This window comes from Micromonospora sp. WMMD882 (assembly GCF_027497255.1).
Lineage (GTDB): Bacteria > Actinomycetota > Actinomycetes > Mycobacteriales > Micromonosporaceae > Micromonospora.
Genome location: NZ_CP114903.1, coordinates 3,041,107 through 3,061,627, shown reverse-complemented (window position 1 = coordinate 3,061,627; position 20,521 = coordinate 3,041,107). Strand labels below are relative to the sequence as shown.

Annotated in this window: 15 protein-coding genes, 1 tRNA gene and 1 pseudogene; 10 read left to right on the top strand and 7 right to left on the bottom strand. The window is 69.5% G+C overall.

Features of this window, described 5'->3' with window-relative positions; all coding sequences use genetic code 11:
• Positions 1-328 precede the first annotated feature (328 nt).
• From O7606_RS12540 to O7606_RS12525, 4 genes are all read left to right on the top strand, one after another.
• Complete coding sequence (locus O7606_RS12540; RefSeq protein ID WP_281599278.1) at positions 329-1,585, top strand: DUF4041 domain-containing protein; 1,257 nt, start codon at positions 329-331, stop codon at positions 1,583-1,585.
• 115 nt (positions 1,586-1,700) lie between these two features.
• Complete coding sequence (locus tag O7606_RS12535; RefSeq protein ID WP_281599277.1) at positions 1,701-3,587, top strand: exonuclease domain-containing protein; 1,887 nt, start codon at positions 1,701-1,703, stop codon at positions 3,585-3,587.
• Positions 3,588-4,098: 511 nt separating this feature from the next.
• Positions 4,099-4,218 (top strand) — tRNA-OTHER (locus O7606_RS12530).
• A gap of 104 nt (positions 4,219-4,322) precedes the next feature.
• Positions 4,323-4,985 carry a pentapeptide repeat-containing protein gene (locus O7606_RS12525; protein WP_281599275.1) on the top strand — a complete coding sequence of 221 codons (663 nt, stop codon included), beginning with the start codon at positions 4,323-4,325 and terminating at the stop codon, positions 4,983-4,985.
• 96 nt (positions 4,986-5,081) lie between these two features.
• On the opposite strand, the gene O7606_RS12520 is transcribed toward O7606_RS12525, so the two are convergent.
• Positions 5,082-6,311, bottom strand: coding sequence for a PQQ-dependent sugar dehydrogenase (locus O7606_RS12520; RefSeq protein ID WP_281599274.1), 1,230 nt, complete (start codon positions 6,309-6,311; stop codon positions 5,082-5,084).
• A gap of 397 nt (positions 6,312-6,708) precedes the next feature.
• Between O7606_RS12520 and O7606_RS12515 the strand changes: the two are divergent.
• A pseudogene (locus O7606_RS12515) lies at positions 6,709-6,927 on the top strand (YdcF family protein); the annotation flags it as partial.
• Positions 6,928-7,061: 134 nt separating this feature from the next.
• Here the strand turns inward: O7606_RS12515 and O7606_RS12510 are convergent.
• From O7606_RS12510 to O7606_RS12500, 3 genes are read right to left on the bottom strand one after another with little or no spacing between them, the layout of a single operon-like run.
• A complete protein-coding gene (locus tag O7606_RS12510; RefSeq protein WP_281599272.1) occupies positions 7,062-9,062 on the bottom strand; it encodes a hypothetical protein in 2,001 nt (666 codons plus the stop codon).
• Positions 9,059-10,213 (bottom strand): 5'-methylthioadenosine/S-adenosylhomocysteine nucleosidase, encoded by a 1,155-nt coding sequence (locus tag O7606_RS12505; RefSeq protein ID WP_281599270.1) that lies wholly within the window; start codon positions 10,211-10,213, stop codon positions 9,059-9,061. The genes O7606_RS12510 and O7606_RS12505 overlap by 4 nt, the downstream gene beginning before the upstream one ends.
• On the bottom strand, positions 10,210-10,935 hold the full coding sequence (locus O7606_RS12500; RefSeq protein WP_281599268.1) for an NUDIX domain-containing protein: 726 nt from the start codon (positions 10,933-10,935) through the stop codon (positions 10,210-10,212). Before O7606_RS12500 ends, O7606_RS12505 begins: the two co-directional genes overlap by 4 nt.
• 118 nt (positions 10,936-11,053) lie before the next feature.
• Between O7606_RS12500 and O7606_RS12495 the strand changes: the two genes are divergently transcribed.
• A complete protein-coding gene (locus O7606_RS12495) occupies positions 11,054-11,383 on the top strand; it encodes a DUF4326 domain-containing protein (protein WP_281599267.1) in 330 nt (109 codons plus the stop codon).
• 25 nt (positions 11,384-11,408) lie between these two features.
• Here O7606_RS12495 and O7606_RS12490 read toward each other — a convergent pair whose 3' ends face one another.
• From O7606_RS12490 to O7606_RS12480, 3 genes are all read right to left on the bottom strand, one after another.
• Positions 11,409-12,170 (bottom strand): hypothetical protein, encoded by a 762-nt coding sequence (locus tag O7606_RS12490; protein WP_281599265.1) that lies wholly within the window; start codon positions 12,168-12,170, stop codon positions 11,409-11,411.
• A 234-nt stretch (positions 12,171-12,404) separates the two neighbouring features.
• Positions 12,405-13,211, bottom strand: coding sequence for an XRE family transcriptional regulator (locus O7606_RS12485; protein WP_281599263.1), 807 nt, complete (start codon positions 13,209-13,211; stop codon positions 12,405-12,407).
• A gap of 147 nt (positions 13,212-13,358) precedes the next feature.
• The gene (locus O7606_RS12480; protein ID WP_281599262.1) at positions 13,359-13,967 is read right to left on the bottom strand and encodes a YdeI/OmpD-associated family protein; all 609 of its coding nucleotides are present in this window, start codon (positions 13,965-13,967) and stop codon (positions 13,359-13,361) included.
• 555 nt (positions 13,968-14,522) lie between these two features.
• Here O7606_RS12480 and O7606_RS12475 point away from each other — a divergent pair.
• The 4 genes from O7606_RS12475 to O7606_RS12460 all read left to right on the top strand — a co-directional run bounded on the left by O7606_RS12475 (position 14,523) and on the right by O7606_RS12460 (position 20,500).
• Positions 14,523-17,189 carry an RICIN domain-containing protein gene (locus tag O7606_RS12475; RefSeq protein ID WP_281599261.1) on the top strand — a complete coding sequence of 889 codons (2,667 nt, stop codon included), beginning with the start codon at positions 14,523-14,525 and terminating at the stop codon, positions 17,187-17,189.
• A gap of 295 nt (positions 17,190-17,484) precedes the next feature.
• Positions 17,485-18,534, top strand: coding sequence for an antibiotic biosynthesis monooxygenase family protein (locus O7606_RS12470; protein ID WP_348651146.1), 1,050 nt, complete (start codon positions 17,485-17,487; stop codon positions 18,532-18,534).
• Complete coding sequence (locus O7606_RS12465; protein WP_281599259.1) at positions 18,531-19,802, top strand: cytochrome P450; 1,272 nt, start codon at positions 18,531-18,533, stop codon at positions 19,800-19,802. Before O7606_RS12470 ends, O7606_RS12465 begins: the two co-directional genes overlap by 4 nt.
• Before the next feature lie 35 nt (positions 19,803-19,837).
• Positions 19,838-20,500: a TcmI family type II polyketide cyclase gene (locus O7606_RS12460; RefSeq protein ID WP_281599258.1), complete on the top strand. Its 663-nt coding sequence runs from the start codon at positions 19,838-19,840 to the stop codon at positions 20,498-20,500.
• Positions 20,501-20,521 lie beyond the last annotated feature (21 nt).

Below are 20,521 nucleotides of genomic sequence, written 5' to 3'. Positions count from 1 at the left end.
ATGTCCGGTCGGCGGCTACGGCGCTACTTTCGTCGGGCAGCCATGATGCCTGGGGAGAGCAATGGGATATCGCTTCAACGCGCCACCGAACTGGCCGCCGCCGCCTGCTGGGTGGGTGCCGCCTACGGGTTGGACACCGGATCCTGCCTGGGGCCCTCCTCCGGCGGGGTGGCAGTTGTGGATTCCGGACTCGCCGGCTCCGGCACCAGCGGTACCCGTTACGGCCGACGCGCAGGCTGATGGCGCTCCTGCCGTCGTCCCGCCGCAGCGCAATGGGAGTCCGGACATTCCTCTGTTCGGTGCTCGGGGCAAGGCGCGTGAACTGATCGTGGAGAACGCACAGCTCCGTAGCGAGCTGGACCAGTTGCGCGTCGAGCTGACGGGCTTGCGGGCGGAGATGTCACGGCTCGGTGTGTTGTCTGCGGTGGAGTTGGAGCAGCACCGAAACCGGCTCAGCCGTGAGGTCGCCGACCTGACCGCGAAGGGCGAAGCGCGGAAGGCCGAGCTCGATCGGCATCTGCGCGAGCTCCGGCAGCAGATTGTGGTCACTGAGGAGACGGCACTGCTGCAGGAAGCTGGGGTCTATCAGTATCGGCATCCACTGTCGGACGCGGTTGCCTATCAGAGCCAGCTCAGCCGGCTTCAGGACCAGATCAAGGCTATGACCAGGAAGGACGGGGGAGCGGTCAAGGCGGCTACCGGGTGGACGGTCAATGGCTCGGCCGCCGAGGGCCGAGTCATGATCCGGGACTTCTCCAAGCTGATGCTCCGCGCCTACAACGCCGAGGCGGACAACCTGGTACGCGGGTTGAAGCCGTACAAGCTCGACTCGGCTGTAGACCGGCTGGGGAAGGTAACGGTCACCATCGCCAAGCTCGGCAAGACGATGCAGATCCGGATCGCCGAGGAGTACCACCGGCTGCGGGTCAAGGAGTTGGAGCTGACCGCCGACTACCAGGAGAAGCTGGCCGAGGAGAAGGAGCGGGAGCGGGAGGAGAAGGCCCGGCTGCGCGAGGAGCGACGGGCCCAGCAGGAGATCGAACGCGAACGTGCCCGGCTCGACAAGGAACGCCAGCACTACGCCAACGCCCTGGCCGCTCTGCAGGCCAAGGGCGATGCTGACGGTGCCGCCCAGATGCAGGGTCGGTTGGCCCAGATCGACACCGCGATCCAGGACGTCGACCACCGGGCCGCCAATGTCCGAGCCGGCTACGTGTACGTGATCTCCAATCTCGGCGCGTTCGGCGAGAAGATGGTCAAGGTCGGCATGACCCGTCGCCTGGACCCTCTGGACCGGGTACGCGAACTCAGTGACGCCTCGGTGCCCTTCAACTTCGACGTCCACGCCCTGTTCTTCTCCGACGACGCTGTCGGCATCGAGGCGCAGATGCACGCACGGCTCGCCGACCGGCGGGTCAACCTGGTCAACCACCGGCGCGAGTTCTTCTACGCCACTCCGGAGGAGGCCAAGGAACACCTGCTGGCGTTGACCGGCAGCCTCCTGCAGTACGAGGAGGTCCCGGAAGCCCTCGAGTACCGGCAGAGCCTCACCCAGGCCAAGGAACAGCCGGTCACGGCCAAATGACATGCAGAGGCTGGACGGTGGGCACCCGCTGAGCCGGTGGTCCAACGGATCAGTCGCGCCCACAGCCGTTCTGACAACTGTCACCAGCAACGGTCGCCGGCCAGCCGCTTTGACCATGATCAACTGGGATCGTCGAGATGGAGAGATTCGTATGTCGTCGGTCGGACTGTTCGCCTACGGGTCAGCGGGCGGACGCGCAGGTGTCGACCTGGGTGAGGTGCCGTTTGTGGTAGTAGACGTGGAGACGACTGGGCTGTCGCCGACATCTGACCGAATCGTGGAGATCGCCCTGGTTCGCGTCGAAGGAGGCCGGGTGGTCGACGAGTGGGCCACCCTCGTCGACCCCGGCCGCGACCCCGGGCCAACCTTCATCCATCACATCACTGCGGACATGCTGTCCGGAGCGCCCACGTTCGCCGACGCGGCGGGCGAGATCCTGTCGAGGCTCGACGGTGCCGTGGCGGTGGCGCACAACGCCCGCTTCGAGGAGGGATTCATCGCGCAGGAGTTCGCCCGGGTCGGCATCAGCACCGCGCCCCTGCCGGCGGTGTGCACCCAGCGGCTGGCCCGACAGGTCCTGGCCGCGCCGAACTTCCAGCTCATGTCCTGCTGCACCGTGTGCGGTATCGAGCTGCACGACGCCCACACCGCTCTCGGTGACACCCGGGCAACCGCCCAGCTCCTCACCAGGCTCCTGGCGAACGCGCCCGCCCTGCGGTTCCCGTCCGCCCCTGTCCCGCTGCCGCGGTATCCGCGCCTCGCCCAACCCCGTACCCGGGTCACCGGCCTACGCAAGGGCACGGACGGTTGGATCCATTCGCTGCTGGGGAAACTGCCCTACTCCACCGGCGACGCCGACTCCGCCGCTACCGAGGCTTACCTCGCTGCCGTCGGGAGCGCGCTCAGCGACGGTAAACTGACCGGCGTCGAAGCCAAGGTGCTGGCGCGACTGGCCGGACAGGCCGGCATGGGTGCCCAGCAGGTACGGGCCCTTCACCACCGTTACCTCGACGGACTGCGGGACGCCGCACTCGCCGATGACATCCTGACCAGCACTGAGTACCGACAGCTCGTTACCGCCGCACGACTTCTCGGGGAACCGGACTACTTCGCGGATCTCACCGCGCCCGAGGTAGAGACCACGGACCGCACCTCGGCCGCCAAGCAGAAGGGACAACGCGTCTGGTGCAGTCCGTCCGTGTCCGCCGACGTCCGCGACCGCCTCTCCCAGGCCGGCTTCGTCGTAGCGTTGAACCTGACCCGCAACGTCGTCACCGCCGTTGTCGCCGCCGCTGACCAGGACACCATGAAGGTCGCGCGTGCACGTGAACTCTCTATACCGATCCGCTCCGATCTGGCCCTCGACGACATGCTGGGGGCCGCCGCCGGGTCTTCCTCGGCATCGCAGCAGCCCGACGGCACAGCCGTCGAGTGCGTCGAACCGACCGGGTCCCCTACCGAGCCGACACCGGGCGCTGCGGCGTCCGTGCCCACTCAACGAATTCCGCAGGTCATCGCTGGCTGGTACCTGGACCCCTCAGGGCGATGGACCTACCGCTTCTGGGACGGCCAACACTGGACCGAGAAGGTCAGCGCCGGGGACGGCCGCACGTGGTCGGACAGCACCAGCCTGCCGCTGTGGTGTACACCCACGACGGATGGCCTGGTCGACGGCCATCAGCCACACACCCTCACGGACCAGATCATGACGACGCAGAAGACCGACGTCCACGCGGCACTGCTCCTGACCGTCCGATGCATCGACGCGGTGGAGAACGACTCACGTATCAACGGATACGGGGTGGCTCCCTGGTACTACGAAAGGGCCGCCATCATCTTCGCCCGGTTGGGTGACCCCGCCGCCGAAGTTGCCGTGCTCGAACGATTCGCCCGACAGACACATGCTCCCGGGGTCACGCCTGCCCGACTCCTCGATCGCCTTCGCAGACGGCGCCAGGCCACCGCCACTGCACCCAGCAACCATCCCGCTGGCAGCGCTTGAACCCGGGCCGGCCAGCGCTCTTGATCCTCGCCCACCTGCCCTCCGCGACACCAACTCTCGGTTGGCCGCCGAGTCCGAGCCGTGACCGGGCGCAACCTGGGCCGGATCGTCCACTATCTTTGCGCTACCCCGCTGCTCAGAATCCTGCTCACCTACCTGGCCGCCGCAGGCTGAACCTCACCGCAGCCGGCCCGGCGGCACCCGCCTCGCGCTGCCCGCGCCGACCGGTCCGTACCGGGTCGGCACCGTTTCGCTGCACCTGATCGACACGTCGCGCCCCGACCGTGTCGCAGGGCTGGGTCACTACCACGAGCCGATGGCGAGCGTCTGGTACCCGGCGATGCCGGACGCCCGCCGCTATCCGGCAGCGGTGTGGCTGCAGGTAGCCCCGATGCGCGGCCTGCTCGCAACCCGAACAAGCGGTCTCCTGGGCGTATCGGTGGGTGCTCCGCAGGTGCTCGGCTGCCGTGGACCGACCCGCATCCATCTGGACGCATGGTCTCATGTTTCGGCGGGATGGGAGCTTTGGTAGGAACAGGTGGACTGCTGCGATGCCATTGGACGTAATGACTCAACCAAGATCAACCTCTTAATCCGCGGGTTCGGGGTTCGAGTCCCTGGCGGCGCACCAGCAGCATGGCTCTGACCTGGGGTTTCACCCTGGGCCGGAGCCTTCTTCATTTGCGGGCTGCCAGTCCGCCCCGCGCGGCCCTCGACAGACACAGGTAGAGGAACATGCGGACCACCACAGTCGGCGAACTGCGGATACTGCTCCCGGAGCTCGACCCCGACGATCTCGACAGCGTCAGCGACCTGACCGACGACCTCAGCGACGCCATCATCGAGGACGCCTCCTGGCGCGGGGCGGCGCTCGACGACATCCGTGTCCGCGGCAGCCGGATCACCGGCGTGGACCTCTCCGAGAGCACCTGGGAGGCCGGCGCCATCGTCGGCTGCGAGATCACCCGTACCGATTTCTGCGGCGCCACCATCTCCGGCGTCACCATCGAGCGTTGTGCCGTCACCGGTGCCCGGCTCACCGGCGCCCGATTCGCCGACATCCGGCTCAAGGACGTGCTGTTCGAGGGGTGCCGCTTCGACTACGCCATCCTCACCCGGGTCACCGCCGCCGGAGCCGTGGCCTTCGTGGACTGCGTCCTCACCGACGCCACCTGGTCGTCCTGCCGCCTGCCGGACACGGTCCTGCGGTCCTGCCAACTCGCCCGCCTGGAGCTCGACTCCTGCCACCTCCAGGGTGCTGACCTCCGGGGCAACTCGCTGCGCGACCTGAAGACCGGTCTCGGCAACCTGCGCGGGGTCACCCTTCACGAGGACCAGCTACCCGACCTCACCCACCTGGCCGTTCAGGAACTCAACCTGACCGTGCGTAAGTGGTGACAGAACCGGTCCTCATCCCCGGCCGGTGAGTGGGCTGGGGGACGGCCGCTGGTGGTGCGGCCGTCCCCCAGGGGCACTGCGGACGGGAGGGCCCGTTCAGCGGTTCGCGGCTCCGTCGGCGGCGGCTGGCTGGACGCGCTCGAGCCGTACCCGGCTCAACCATCCCGGGAGGTCGCTGAGCACGTACAGTTCGCCGTGCACGTCGGCGTCGATCGCGGTCGGCTGGATGGGGAAGTTGCCGATCGTGGCGGTCTCGTAGCCGCCCGTGGACCTGGGGCGTACGGCGAACGCGAGGGTCGAGCAGTAGTCGCTCGCGATGTAGGTGCCCCGCGCCTCCGGGGTGGCGGACCCCCGGTAGACCACGCCGCCGGTGACCGAGCAGCTCTCGGTCATGAAGTGTTCGTACTCGAAGACCGGGTCGGTGTAGACCACGCCCGGACGGCACTGCGTCTGGTCGAACACCGGTGTGCCCTCCCGGCAGGACCAGCCGAGGTTCGCCCCGCCCTGCCACGGGCGGATGTGGTTGACCTCTTCGATCAGGCCCTGGCCGACGTCGCCGATCCACAGTGAGCCGTCGAACGGGTCGACGGAGAACCGCCACGGGTTGCGCAGCCCGTAGAGCCAGATTTCTGGCCGCGCGCCGCGCTTGTTGACGAACGGGTTGCTGGAGGGGACGCAGTAGGGCTTCGCCCCGCAGGCGCGGTTGACGTCGATCCGCACGATCTTGCCGAGCAGGGTGCCGAGGTTCTGGCCGGCCTTGAACGGGTCGTTCGTGTGGCCGCCGTCGCCGAGGGACCAGTAGAGGTAGCCGTCACGACCGAACGCCACCTGTCCGCCGTTGTGGTTGTTGTACTGGGCGTGCTCCTGGGTGAGTAGCACCTGGAGCCGCTCGGGAGCGCTGATCGGCAGTCGCGCCAGGGTCAGCGCGCCGGCCGGCAGGCTCGTGTAGGCCACGTAGAGCATCCCGGTCTGCGCGAAGTTCGGCGCGGGCGTGATGCCGAGGAGGCCGCGCTCGTTGCCCGACGTGTCGACCCGGGCGGTCAGGTCGAGCACCGGCGCGGCGGCCAGGCCGGTGGCGGGGTGGTAGGCGCGGACGGTGCCGTTCTTCTCCGCGATCAACATCCGGCCGTCCGGCAGGCCGGTGAGCGCGATCGGACGTTGCAGACCGGAGGCCACCTGTTCGGAGACCACGGTCAGCTCGGTGAGGGGTACCGCCCCGGTGTGGGGTCTGCCGGCCGCCGAGGCCGGTGGCAACAGGAGCGCGGACAGGACCAGAACGAGCAGCCCGGCCAGTGCGGGGACTGGACGATGACGCCATCGCGACATGTTTTCGGCTCCTTGGGCGGGGGTGGTGAAGGACACGATCTGGGAGCATTTTCACAATACATCAGCACTTGTCGATGTTGAAACCGGGAGTGGCGCACGGTCGGGCGGGCGCGACAGTCCTACAAAGATCGATTGACGTCGACTCAGGATTCGGCAGGGCCCTGCTCAGCCGGGGTGCGGGTGACTCGACCCGGCCCGGCAGGGTGGCGGCCGAAGAAGACGACCGCCACCGCGCGCCGACGCCGTGCCACTGTGGTACGGGACGGTGAAACCGTCAGCCACGCCTGCTCCACTGCTCGTTGCCGCCTCCGTAGCAGGCCCACAGGTGCAGTTGGGTCCCGTTGGCGGTCTCGGCGTTGGCATTGGTGGCGTTCCCTCGCCGTTGGTGTTGACGGTGCAGAACCTCGACTACTCGCGCCGCCTGCTGGCGGAACGCCGGATCCCGGTGCCTTCGGCGCTGATCAGGTCCCGTCCCTACCAGCAACGTCGGGCCTACGCCACCTGCAAGCTGATGTGACCGGAGGTCGACGTGGTGTGCGCGTCGAACCCTCTTGAGCTGGACGAGTACGTGCGCAGTATCGGCGGCCCTCGGCGGGTGGTGGACTTGCTGGTAGGCGTGTCCGACGGCGGTGTCGAACGCTGCCTGCAGTGCTTTCCCTCGAGTGGGTCCGCATTCACGCCTCGCTGCCATCGGTGCCCGTTCCTGGCAAACAGTGGTAGCAGACAGTACGGAGGGTCCGCGCGGCCTGGTCAGCCGAAGAGGTCTCGCATCGCGGAGAGGAAGTTCTCCTCCCGCTTCCGGCCACGCTGCCGCTCCCGTTGCAGCCACTCTTTGCCTTCGGCGGCGACGCCTTCCAGGACGTGCAGGGTGGTCGTGAGGCCGCTGGCGTCCAGTGCCGCTTCGGACAGGGCCTGAGGGTTCTCGCCGTCCTGCAACTTGTCGGTGCTGGCCTCGGTAACTTTGACCGTGGTGAGTTCGCCGTTCACCAGTGCCAGCTCGAAGGTCCGGGCGTGGTTGTCCGACTCAGCCACTCGTACGGCGGCCACGGCCTCGAAACGGTAGTTGGCCCGGCGCAGGTTGTGGAAGCTGGCCTGCTCGAAGTCGAGTTGGGCGCTCACCTGCCGCACGCCATCCGGGGTGAGCAGGAACACCAGCAGCTCGTACCTGCCGTACCGCCATGGTCCGTTCCGGACTCGACCGCGCTTTACGTAGGGCTTCGCGGGCGCCTCGATGAGCGCGTAGGCGATCACGTCCGTGGGGCGGAGGTTGTAGTGCTCCATCGCCTTGTCGATCAGAAGTCTGGAGTCGCAGTCCAACCAGGCAGCCATCTCCGCGTCCGTGGGCTTATCGGCGAGCTTGCGCTTCCAGCGCTCATGAGCCGCCCAACTGTCGGCCATCCGTTGGTCGTACTCCTGCTGGTCAGCAGCGAGACGTCGGCTTTCAAGGACGATCCGCGACCAGCCGCGGACCGTGGGCCAGGCGGTGGCCAGCAGGACGACCGTGGCGACCGCGCCGGTGATGGCCTCCTGCCGCAATGCGGCGGCGATGACCAGCAACCCGCACACCACCGCGACGAGGCAGTTGAGAACAACGACAGCCCGGGTACGCGCCGGGGTACGGAGCTGATCGCGGTAGGCCCACAAGGTGCCATTGGTCCATCGCGTCTTGACGTCCCCGACCCGATGTCGGATCAGCCAGGCGATCTCCTTGTCACTGACCCGGCTTTCCCGGTAGACCTCGACGATCTCGTCCCTGAGATGACGACGAATGCCCGCGGTCAGCTTCAGCCACTCGGTCCGGTCCACCCCTCGGGGGACGTAGCGCCCGGAGTACTGCGTGAATAGCCGGTCGACCCGGTTGGCGAAGCCGCCGGACGGTGCCGCCTTCCGCTGCCGGGGAGGCTGGTGAACGGCGTCCTTGGTTCGTCGCCGATCCACGTTGAACCGCCATCGGATGCCGTGGACTCCGCTCAGGTAGGCCGCTCCGCTCGTCAGCAGGAGCGCTGCGATCGGTCCGAACCGCCCGGTGGTGAGCACGACCCAGCCGAGCCAACCGGTGGCCGAGGCGGCCACCGCCGTCACGACGACGGTCAGCGCGATATCCCGAGTGGTGGTAGCGATGGGAGCGGGCTGCCGGGCTCGTGGGGCGGCCGGCGCCGGATAGAAGAAGCGCCACACCCGATCGGCGCGTCTGTTGGCACTTCCAGCCGATCTCGCCTCGGCCACGCTGATCGTCCACATCTCGTCCTCGACCGGGCCGCTGAGGAAGAGTTGCAGATGCCGCACGATCCGCTCCCGGAGCAACGGGTCGAGGCTGGCGAGTTCCTTGTGAACCAGTCGGCGCAGCTCCGGTTGCTGGGAGTCCAGTGCGTCCAGCAGTCTGCTGATCACCCGTAGACCATCGGCCCAGACGTCCTGCCTGTGCAACGGGAGCCGGCTGCGGGCCGAACGTAGTTTGGTGATGTCCTCCTCGGACAACTGCCGTAGGGTGCGACCACTCATCACCGCCAGCAGCCAGTGGAACCATGCCTCGCTGCTGTTGTGTCCGTCCATCAGGACGTCGTAGATGAGCTCACCTGCCTTGCGGGGCATCCCGCCGTCGAGGTAGTTCAAGCCGACCCGCAGTTTGTCCTCCGGCCGGGCACCGGGTGGGAGGAAATAGACGGTTACGTCACCGTGCACAGACTCGGCCTGGAGGCCGATGTTCGGGGCGTCGTCATGCGCGGGCATCGTGAACTCCTGCGCCGTCACATTGAACTCCTGCTGACCGCGATGACCGCAGCGACTTTCGCGGCCAACTCGGCGATGTCCCCGACCAGCCCGCGGAGCCGCTTGAGCGCCACCAGGAGCCTGCTGCCGTCCCGGGAGTCGCCGAGCGCCTTGTCAGCGGCGCTGAGTTCGGTCTCGGCCGCCTCGTAGGTCGGCTGGTCCAGTTGCCCCGACCGGTGCGCCCACCACAACACCTCCCGCAGCTCGGCGAGCTGGCTGGGCAGATCCATTGGCGCCACCGGCGTCGCTCCAGCCACCCAGACGTCACCGTGGATCTGACCGGCCTGTACGCCCACCTGCGCCGCACCGCTGGCGGTGTTACTCACCGTCGGGCTCATCGTCAGATTCCTCCTATTCTCGGCCTGGGTTCGGGATGAGCTGATGCGGGTCTCCTGCACCAGCTCGAGGGCGAGCGTGGTGGCGAAGGCAGCCGCGTTGGCCACCGCCTTCGGTTGCCAGCGGGCACCGTCGGTCGTGGTCTTCGTGCCGTCGGCACGGTCGCTGATGCCTCGCACCACGACGACCGGCGAGCCGTTGAGATGGCCCGCCTGGGCGACCCCGGCTGCCTCCATCTCGATGGCCAGGGCGTCGTTGTAGTGCTGCCGCACCCACCGGGCATGGTCGGAAATCGTGGAATCCTGCACCACTTCGCCAGCGGCGATCGGCCCGAAGTGAACGTGCGGAGTCACGCCGCCCGTGGCCGGCTGGGTGACCCAGGCACCCGTTCGGGCTACGTGCCGCGCGATCTGGTCCGGGCCGTGGGGAATCTCCCACACTCGTGGCCGAGCCTTGAGACCGTCGTCCTCGCTTGTGCCGCCGTGGTAGGCGTAGACATGCGTGGCGACGACCACGTCGCCGAGCGCGAGTTTGCCCCGCAGCGCGCCCGCCACGCCGACGAAAAGCACGACAATCGGGTCGAACTCGGCGATGGCCCGTTCGGCCAGCACAGCCGCCGGATGGTTGCCCTTGCCGACGAGGCCGAGCGCCACCTGGCAACGCCGTTCACCCAGCCAGCCGATCTCGAACCGGGTCCCCGCTCGGTGCCGGTGTAGCTGCGGCTCGACAAGCCTCTCGCGCACCGCCTGATATTCCAGGTCGAGTGCCGTCAGAATTACCACGACGTCGTCTGTCACTGGTCTTCTCCTCGTTCGGTCCGGCTCGGGCGGACCATCGGCGGATACAGCACAGTGGTCGGACCGGCGCGGAAGAGTCGAGCAGGCCGCCCACCTTCGGTCCTCCTGGTGGGCCCGGCCGGTATCACGAAACCGCTTACTCCCTGCACCTTGCGGTAGAAGTTGCGGGCGTCGAGGCTGGTGCTCCACACGGCCTCGTAAACCCGCTGCAGCTCGGAAAGGGTGAAGGTCAGCCCGCAGAACGCGGTGGCGAGGGCGGTGCTCTCCAGCTTGGCGCGAGCGCGTTCCACCCCGTCGGTCACGATCTGAAGATGGTCGAAGGCGAGGGGGACGGACTCGTCGAGCACTTGGTCCACGGGCGCCCAGTAGGCGTCTGCGGCATCCGTCCCCGCCACCGGTTCCGGAAGCCGGGGGGCGATCGCCAGGTGGGCCACGGAGACCACCCGACCGCGAGGGTCACGCCCCGGTTCGCCGTACGCGCCGAGCTGCTCAAGGTGCAGCATCCCGGCGTCGAGGCCGGCCTCTTCTGACAGCTCCCGCGCCGCCGCCGCCAGGATGTCCTCGGAGCGGTTCCGGAGGAAACCACCGGGAAGTGCGAACGCCCCCTGGTGCGGCTGGTGGCCGCGCTCCACCAACAGAAGGTGAAGGCGCTCTTCGCGCAAGGTGAGGATCACCAGATCCACTGTCAGGAGCACACTTGATGACTCCCATCGATCGTTCATGGTGTCGACTCTACCTTCTTGTCAGATCGACAAGAAGTGCCTGTCGGGAAGTTTCTCTGCGGTCCCGCAGGGCCGATCCAGTCGCCGGGTCGGCCACCAGTGCCCGAGAGGCGTCTGCGTGATCCGTCGTCGACGGATTACGCTGCTCGTCGTGGCGGCGCAGGGGCGGGTTCGGGTGCAGGGGGACCTCTACCACCCGGTGGTGCCGGCCGGCGCCGTCTACGTCGGGCGGCAGGGGTTCGGGTTGCGGCGTTCCCCCTGGGCCAACCCGTTCAGCCTCCGCGAGCACGACCGGGCCGAGGCGTTACGGCTGTACCGGCAGTGGCTCGTGGGGCAGCCGGCGCTTGTCGAGCGGGCGCGGCGGGAGCTCGCCGGGAAGCGGCTGGCCTGCTGGTGCCGCGTCGAGGACCCGTGTCACGCCGACGTGTTGACCGAGATCATCGGTTGACCGTTGCCCGGTGCCTGTCGCTTGGTCAACCGGGCGCGTGGACGCTGCCGACGCTGAACGACCGCGGCCTCTTCCTCTGGTTGCCGACGAAGAAGGCGACGTCACGGTCGGCGGCGCAGAGCCGGCTGAGGAACCGGTCTCTGAGCCGCTCCGTCGCCTCCGCGTCGGTGAGCTGACGCAACTGACGTTGCGCGGCGACGAACTCCCCGTCCCAGAGATCCTGCTGGTGCCCCCGGCAGCGGCGGTCCGCGCACCGGTAGTGGTAGGCGCCGGTGAATCGCGGGGGTGGCAGGGGGTCGCGCCTGGTCGGCGTCAGCAGGTCGGGCCTACGGAGGTAGTCGGCGATCTTCCCGCGCTGCTCCGCCGTCCAGCCGGGGTGCGGGCCGATCCGGAGGGCCGAGATGTCGGTGACGCGGATCAGCGCGATCGACCGTGGGTTCGGGTCGTCGCGGGTCTGCTCGTTGAGCCGGCACATGGAGTCCTCGACGAGCGGATCGAGGAGGTTCCGACGCGCCTGCGGGTGGAGGAGACGCTGCTCGGTGGTGATGGTGTCCACGAACGGCGTCCAGCTCTCGCGGCGCGGGTCCTGCCTGGCCGGCAGCGCGTCGAGGCGGACGACGCCGTACCTGCGGAACCTGCTGTCGTCGGCCGGTCGGGGAAAGTGGACCGGGTGCAGTCGGATCCAGCCCGTCCAGGGAGGGTCCAGGCCGAGCGCGCCGACGCAGACCGCCTGCCCGTGCTCAGCGGAGGGGCGGGGCGCCGTCTTCACGGTGATCAGCAGGCGCATCGTCGCTGGTCTGGTAAGTGTCGCCTTCGGCCTCGGCGACAGATGGTCGCCGGTGCTCGGTCGCCCCGACGTCGATGCCACGCCTCGGCTCGGGCCCCACAACGGAAGCTGTTCCAACGGAACCACCCTGATCGCAGAACGTGGCCGCCTGTGCACTTCTCGCTACATAGACAGCTTCCCATTCGAGTCGTGGGAGCGCCAGCGATCGGAGTCGATCGGTTGACCGCCTGGGCCTCAGGCGTAACGGGGGCAGCCGCAGCGCAGGCGCGGTTCGAGCTCGTGGGCGCGTTCGTGCCGGATCTGGTGTGCCCGGTCCTGAAGTTGTCGCAGTTGGTGGGCGGTGAGGCGGCGGGCGTCCCAGATCAGTGCGGCGACCTCGGGCGCGTCCGGGTGGACCGGTCGCTCGGGGCCGGTCAGGTCGATGCCGGTCAGGGCGCTGAGGTCGGTTGCCGGGATGTCGAGAACGGCGGCGAAACCGGTCAGCAGGTCGGGGGTCAACGTCTTCCGGCCATGTCCGATCATGCCGATGGTCGACGCCGAGAGCATGTCGCGGCGGCCGATGCCGAACAGGTACTTCGCGGCGCCGGACCAGTCGAGGTTGCGGTTGTGCAGCAGGCGCAGCAGCAGGCCGCCGGGGCCGTCCGGGTACCACCGGTACGGCGGCGCCGGCGGCGGGGGTCCCGGTGGGCGGGGCTGCTGCGGCATCGTCCGGGCGAGTCGCCGCAGCTCCCGCGCGGCGTGTGGCAGGTAGGTCAGGGCCCAGGCCAGCCACCCGACGGCGTTGGCGGCGGTGGGATCGAGTGGGGCGAGGTCGCCGGGCACCTGCCGGCCAGCGATCACGAACAGGTCGCTGGGGCGCAGGCCCAGGGCGGGAGCGAGCCGACGCAGCAGCGACGCGGTCGGCTCGTTCCCGTCGAACGCCGACGTGATCTCGGCTGCGGGGGCGGCGGCCCGACCGGCCAACGCGCCGACGTCGAGGCCGCGCAGCTCGGCCAGCCGGGTCAACTGCGCGCCGAACGTCGACGGTTCGGTCCGCGCCACGCTACGCGCCGCCGACGATTCGGCGCTCCGCCGCCGCTGCCCCGCGTACGGAGCGCGGCAGGAGGGCGTGGGCGTCCGGGCCGGGTCGGCGGGGCGCAGGCGGTGGGCGTCCGGGCAGGTCGGCGGGCGGAGGCGGCGCCGGCCCGGTCACGACGGTACGGCCGGGGGCCTGGCCTTCTGCGGGTGGATCGTCTCGTGGCGGGCCAGCATGGCGACGAACTCGGCGATCTTCCGTTCCCGGGTCTCGGCCCGTTTGACGGCGTTGAGCCGGTGGATGAGGGCGTACCGGTTCGTCCTGGTGAGGACGTCGAACATGGCCTGGGCGGCGGGGTCGGCGGCGACGGCGGCGAGCAGGTCGGCGGGCGTCTCGGCTTCCGAGGGCGGGGCGTAGGCGGCTGCCCAGCGTCCGTCCGCTTTGGCGGCTTCCACCGCGGCGCGGCCCGCCGGCGTCATCCGCCCCGCCGCTTCCAGTCGGGCCACGTGGGTGACGTTGCGTTGGGACCAGATGCTGCGGGCTCGGCGGGGGGTGAACCGGATCCAGGAGGTCTCCTGGTCGCGTTTGCGGGCCTGCCCGTCGATCCAGCCGAAGCAGAGCGCCTCGTCGACCGCCTGCTGCCAGGTCAACGTGGTGATCGTGCCGCCCTTCCTGGTCAGGGCGAGCCAGACGCCGGGTGACGTGGCGTGGTGGGTCGACAGCCAGGCGCGCAGCGCGTCGGCGTCCGTGACGATCAACTCTTCCAGGTCCGCGCCGGCCATGACGGCAGGATAGCCGCCGCGCCGTGGGCCGCGGCCCCGGCGCGGGCCGGGCCCAACGCCGGCCGGCTTGAGCGCGGGCCGGCCCCACCGCCGGCCGGCTTGAGCGTGGGTCGGGCCCGGGGGCGGCGTCGGCGCTTCGCCCAGGTCTGGCCGCAATTATGTATAGGTGAGGGCAAATTGATGGTTGCTTCCGGTGCACCCGACGTCTACGCTTCAAGGCGGAATTTCGCAACGACAGGCATGAGAGCGTGAGCGAGCGGCATGAGCCCCGTCGGCAGTGAGAATGTCGCCCCTCGGCGCCGGGCCCGCAAAGCCGTCGGCATCGACATCCGAAACTCGCGGCGCAGGCCACGCCTTTTCGTTGCAACCTTCTGTCATGACCCGCCAATGGTCGGAACTGCCGGCGCCGTCCCATGCCCGCCGGCGTTTCGACCATTGTTCGTACGGTGGCGCGACCGTCGCGATCCGAGGGCGGCCACCCGACGAACATATTCTGTCGGCGGCACCTGAAAGGAATGGTAAGTGAAACCAGCCGCCTCTACCGCCAGCAGGTCAATGCTGGCAGCCGCGCTGCTCGTCGGCGTCGCGCTGCCCGCGGTGACCGTGCACCAGACGCCGGCCTCGGCCGCCGTCCAGCAGACCTACCATGTCGCCCCGGACGGCAACGACGCCAACCCGGGCACCCTCCAGGCGCCGTTCCGGACCCTGCAACGGGCCCGGGACGTCGTCCGTACGGTGAATTCGAACATGACCGGTGACATCGAGGTCTACCTCCGGGGTGGACGTTACCCGGTGACCAGCACGATCGAGTTCGGCGCGGCCGACTCCGGCACCAACGGCAACCGGGTCGTCTACGCCGCCTACCAGAACGAGAAACCGGTTCTCGACGGCGGCGTGCAGGTGACCGGATGGACCCAGCACAGTGGCAACATCTGGAAGGCGCCGCTGGACCGCGCCAACAAACTGCGGGCGCTCTACGTCAACGACAAACGGGCGTTCATGGCCTCGAAGACGGTCAACTCGGCGGGTTGCCACGGAACGTACAACATCACCGCCGGTCAGGCCGCGTGGGCCTGGGAGTCGGGGTCGCAGTGTGACGGCGCGAAGTACAACCTGAACGACTTCCCCGCCATCGCCCGCAACCAGGACGACATCGAGATCGAGACGGCGACGACCTGGACCACCGCCATCGTCGGCGTCCGTCAGGTGACCACGACGCCCGACGGCGCGAACCGGGTGGCGCTGTACCAGCAGCCCGGCGCCGCCATCGCCCAGGGCGCGTTCAACGGAAACGCCCAGGTCAACGGCAGTCACAAGCTGATGAACGCGTACGAGTTCCTGGACTCCCCGGGCGAGTTCTTCTTCGACAAGACCGCCCGGACGGTCTACTACTACAAGAGCAGCTCCGAGAACATGACGACCGCGTCGGTCTACGCGCCGAACAACGTCTCCACCCTGCTGCGGGTCGCCGGCACGTCGACGAGCAGCCACGCGCGGAACATCACGTTCTCCGGGCTCACCGTGCAGCACTCCGACTGGAACCTGGCCAACGTCGCCGGCTCCGCCTACAAGCAGGCGCAGCAGGGCAACCTCACCGCGACCGCGTACGCCAAGGGCAACTTCCACGTCTACTACTACCGCAACGTCGACGTGGTCCCCGGCATCGTCCAGGTGCAGAACGCCGACGGGATCCTCTTCCAGCGCAACCGGGTCCAGCACACCGGCGCCGACGGCATCAGCATGGTCAACGACGTGCAGAGCTCGCAGTTGATCGGGAACCACACGAACGACATCGCCGGATCGGCGGTCGTCGTCGGCCACCCCCAGCACGTCTACGTCGGCGACGGCACGTCGAGCAACCGGGAGAAGTGGACCCCGCAGGTCGAGGGGTTGCCGAAGAACATCGACATCAGGAACAACTACCTCTACGACAGCGCGGTCCTGTTCAACGGGCACAGCCCCATCTCCGCGTACTTCGTGGACACCCTGACGGTGCAGCGCAACCGGATCGAGAAGGCCCCGTGGTCGGGCATCACCCTCGGCTGGGGCTGGTGGAACTTCGACGGGTCGTCGGGCTCGATCGTGCCCAACCGGCCCACCACGACGGCGAGGAACAACACCATCAGCCACAACCACATCATCGACACGGTGCAGCGGCTCAGTGACACGGCGCCCATCTACACGCTGGGCAGCCAGCCGGGCACCATGATCACCAACAACTACCTGCAGGGCGTCCCGTCCGGGCACAAGTACGGGCTGCACCCGGACGAGGGCTCGGCGTACATCACGTTCCGGGACAACGTCCTGAGCGTGGACAAGAACATCACCTGGATGCTCAACTCCGACGACTTCGGGCGTAAGCACGACCTGAGCGTCACCCAGACGTACGGACCGGTCAACAAGGTCTCGAACAAGAACCTGCCGAACAGCACGATCCACGACATCCTGGTCTCCTCCGACTACGTCTGGCCGGCGCCGGCGTACGCGATCGCCGCCAACTCCGGCCTGGAGGACGCCTACCGGGACATCGTCCCGGCGGGCAACCTCTCCCTGCCGAATCACGTCCTGCCGGCGAGCACCTTCGTCACCAGCGGCACGGCGTCGATCCCGATCCGCAGCGCCGGGGACGCGACCAGGTCGGTCTGGCTGGCGCCCGCCGGCACGACCAGCTTCACCGCCGGCCCGACGATGACCCGGGCGGCGGGCAACGCCACCACCATCGCCGTGCCGACCACGCCGGGCGAGTACCGCCTCTACGTCCTCGACGCGCAGGGCAACCGGTCCGCCGAGTCGGCCTCGATCGTCCGGCAGCAGAGCGGCGGCAGCAGCCCGCAGGACGGCCGGCTGGTCGGCGGCCAGTCGGGTCGCTGCGTCGACGTGCCGAACTCCAGCACCACCAACGGCACCCAGGCGCAACTGTGGGACTGCGGCAGCGGCGCGAACCAGCGGTGGACGTACACCGCCGGCAAGCAGTTGACCGTGTACGGCAACAAGTGCCTGGACGCCAACAACGCGGGCACCACCAACGGCACCACCGTCATCATCTGGGACTGCCACGGCGGTCTCAACCAGCAGTGGAACCTGAACGCCAACGGCACCCTCACCAACGTCCAGTCCGGGCTGTGCGTCGACGCCAACGGCGCGGCCACCGCCAACGGGACGAAGATCATCCTTTGGTCGTGCAACGGCGGCGCGAACCAGCAGTGGAGTCTGCGCAACTGACCGGGCACGCCCGGGGCCGACTCCACCCGGCCCCGGGGCGACCACCGCCCCACCCCGCCGACCCGGACCTCTCCGTCCCCGGCCTCTCTCCGTCCCCGGCCCCTCTCCGTCCCCGGCCCCTCCCGGCTCCGGGCCACGCACGCCCACCGTCACCGTCGCGCGTACGGGTGAACGGCGTGCGGTGACCCGGCGGTGACGGCGGCCCGCGCAGACTCGGCGCGGGGACGAACGGTGGAGGCCCGACGGCGGCCGACGCGCCCAGCCCTCTCCGGCGTGGCCCGTCGAAGGGAACTCCATGATCAGGACGATGCTCCGGGTGCGTGCCCGTCCAGGATGCGGGCCAGCCGTGGAGTCCGCGTGGCGGTCGATCGCCGGCCAGGTCGGCGGCTCGGCCGGCAACCTGCGGCGGGAGCTGCTCCAGAACGCCGCCCGCCCCGGCTCGTACGTGGTGGTCACCGAGTGGGTCGACGAGTCCACGCTGCACGACTACGAGCACGGGCCGGTCGCCGCGCGGCTGGCCGACGCGCTGCGCCCGCTGTGTGAGCCCGCCGGGCCCGACGACCGCCGGGTGATGCGGGACCCCGCCGGCGGCGTACCGGAAATGATCTTCGTGGACGTGGAGATGCGCGTGCCGGACGCCCGGCGGGCGGAGTTCGAACGCGGGCACGCCGAGGTGCGGACCCGGATGGCCGGCGTGCCCGGCTACCTGCGGGAGGAGCTGCTGCGGGTCCCCGGCTCGGAGGTGGCGCACATCTTCGCCGAGTGGCGCAGCGCGGCGGACTTCCACCGCTGGGTGGCCAACCCCGCGCACGCGCGGGAGGAGGCCGGGCCGATCGCGGACTTCCTGCTGCGGGACTTCCGGCGGCGACTGTTCCACCCGATGACCCGACCCGACGACCGTCCGCTGCCCGTCCGACCCGCCGGGCGGCGGGGCGCGGGCCGACCCGACGAACGGCGGCGTCCGACCGGCGACGGCGAGGAGAGCGACATGAGTACGACGACAGGGGCGCCCGGGGCCGACGAGGCCCGACCGGTGCGCACCGTGCTGGCCATGCGGACCCGCCCGGGTTGCGAACGACGGTTCGAGGACGAGTGGCTGACGGTGGCGGAGAAGATCCGTACCCTCGACGGCTGCCTGCGGCAGGACCTGGTGCGCGACGCCGACGACCCGCGCCGCTACCTGATCATCAGCGACTGGGCGGACCGGGACCGGCTCGACGCGTTCGGCCGCAGCGAGCACCGGGACCACCTGCTGCGGGTGATCCGCGACCTGCGTGAATCCGCCGAACGGCACACGTACCACGTGCTGCACAGCGTCGGCGGCGACCCGGGGGCGCCCCGATGACCGAGCCCGTCGTGTCCGCGTCCGACCTCTACACCGACGGGTTCGCCGCCGACCCGTACCCGGCCCTCGCGGACCTGCGCGAGCACCGGCCGGTCTGCCTGGTGCGCGGGCCGCGCTTCGACTCGTACCTGATCACCGGGTTCGACGACGCGAAGGCCGCGCTGACCGACCCCCGGCTCTCCAAGGACCTGTACGGCCCGGACCAGCACTACCTGCGGATCTTCGGACCGAACTCGGCGGCGCTGAACCGGAACATGCTCAACGCGGACCCGCCGGAGCACAGCCGGCTGCGCCGGATCGTGTCGCAGGCGTTCGCGCCGCGCCGGATCGAGGCGCTACGCCCCCGCATCGCGGAGATCGTGGCCGCCCTGCTGGACCGGATCGTCGACCAGGGGCCCGCCGGACGTCCCGCCGCGGGGCCCGACGGGGGCGCGGGCCGGGGCCGGGCGGAGCTGATGGGCGACTTCGCGATCCCGCTGCCGATGACGGTGATCTGCGAGCTGCTGGGTGTCCCGGCCGCCGACCACCAGCGGGTCCTCGACTGGACGCAGGTGATCCGCACCTCCGGGTCGGCCCGCCGCCCGGAGGACGACCGGGCCGCCGTGCAGGAGGCGCAACTACGCCTGCACCACTACCTGGTGGACTTCGTCCGGGCCAAGCGCGCCGACCCGGCCGACGACATCGTCACCGACCTGATCGCCGCCTGCGACGAGGACGGCACGCTCACCGAGGCCGAGCTGGTCACCACCACGTTCCTGCTGCTGTTCGCCGGGCACCAGACCACCGCGGACTTCCTCGGCAACGCCACCGTCGCGCTGCTGACCAACCCCGACCAGCTCGCCCTGGTACGCGGAAAGCCGGAGCTGCTGCCCGAGGCGATCGAGGAGCTGCTCCGCTTCGACGGGCCGCTGCCGGTGGCCAGCCCCCGGATCGCCACCGAGGAGGTCGAGTACCGGGGCGTACGCATCCCGCCCGGCGCGATCGTCGGCGTGGCGATCAACTCGGCGAACCACGACCCGGCCCGCTTCGCCGCCCCCGACCGGCTGGACGTGACCCGGGAACGCGGCCCGCACCTGGGCTTCGGTCACGGCGTCCACTACTGCCTGGGGGTGTCGCTGGCCCGGCTGGAGGCCCAGCTCGGCCTCGGTGAGCTGCTGCGTCGGCTGCCCGACCTGCGGCTGGCCGTGCCGGTCGACCAGTTGCGCCGGCTGCCGGCCGCGTCACCGTTCCGCGGCCTGCTGGAGCTGCCCGTCCGCTTCGGCCCGTGACTTCCGTCCCCGTCCATCTATCTCAAGGAGCAGCCATGGTCTTCCGCAACGTCATCGTCTGCCACCTGGTCCCCGGCAGCGAGCAGACGGTCGGCGACGTCTTCGGCCACTACGACAACGCCACCCGCCCCCAGGACTTCGGGGTGATCGGGCGGATCCTGCTGTCCCACCACGACCTGTACCTCCACGTGATCGAGCGGGAGCAGGACCCGGCGATCTCCGGCCAGACCCGTGGGCTGCCCGCCTTCCAGAAGATCGCCGAGGAGATCGGCCCGTACGTGACGCCGTACCCGAGAAACTGGAAGAACCCGTCCGACTCGGTGGCGAAGGAGTTCTACCGCTGGGCGCCGGACGGTCCGCCGCCTGACCGCACCTCGCTGATCGTGATCGTGGGCCGGCTCAAGCCGGGCGCGGAGCCGGACGTGGCCCGGGTCTTCGCCGAGTCCGACGCCGGGCCGCTCCCGGGCGAGCTGGGCGTGGCCGGGCGCTGGCTCTACTCGATCGACGACGTGTACGTCCACCTGCTGGAGCAGGACGAGTCGGTCGCCGAGGCCAACCGGCACGACCACCACAAGCCGGCCTTCGCCAAGGTCATGCAGGACCTGGCCCCCTACATCGCCCCGTACCGCCCCGAGACCTGGCAGACCCACCGCGACTCCCTCGCCACCCCCTTCTACCGCTGGCAGGCCCCCGCCTGACCGGGTGGGCGGCCCCCGCCT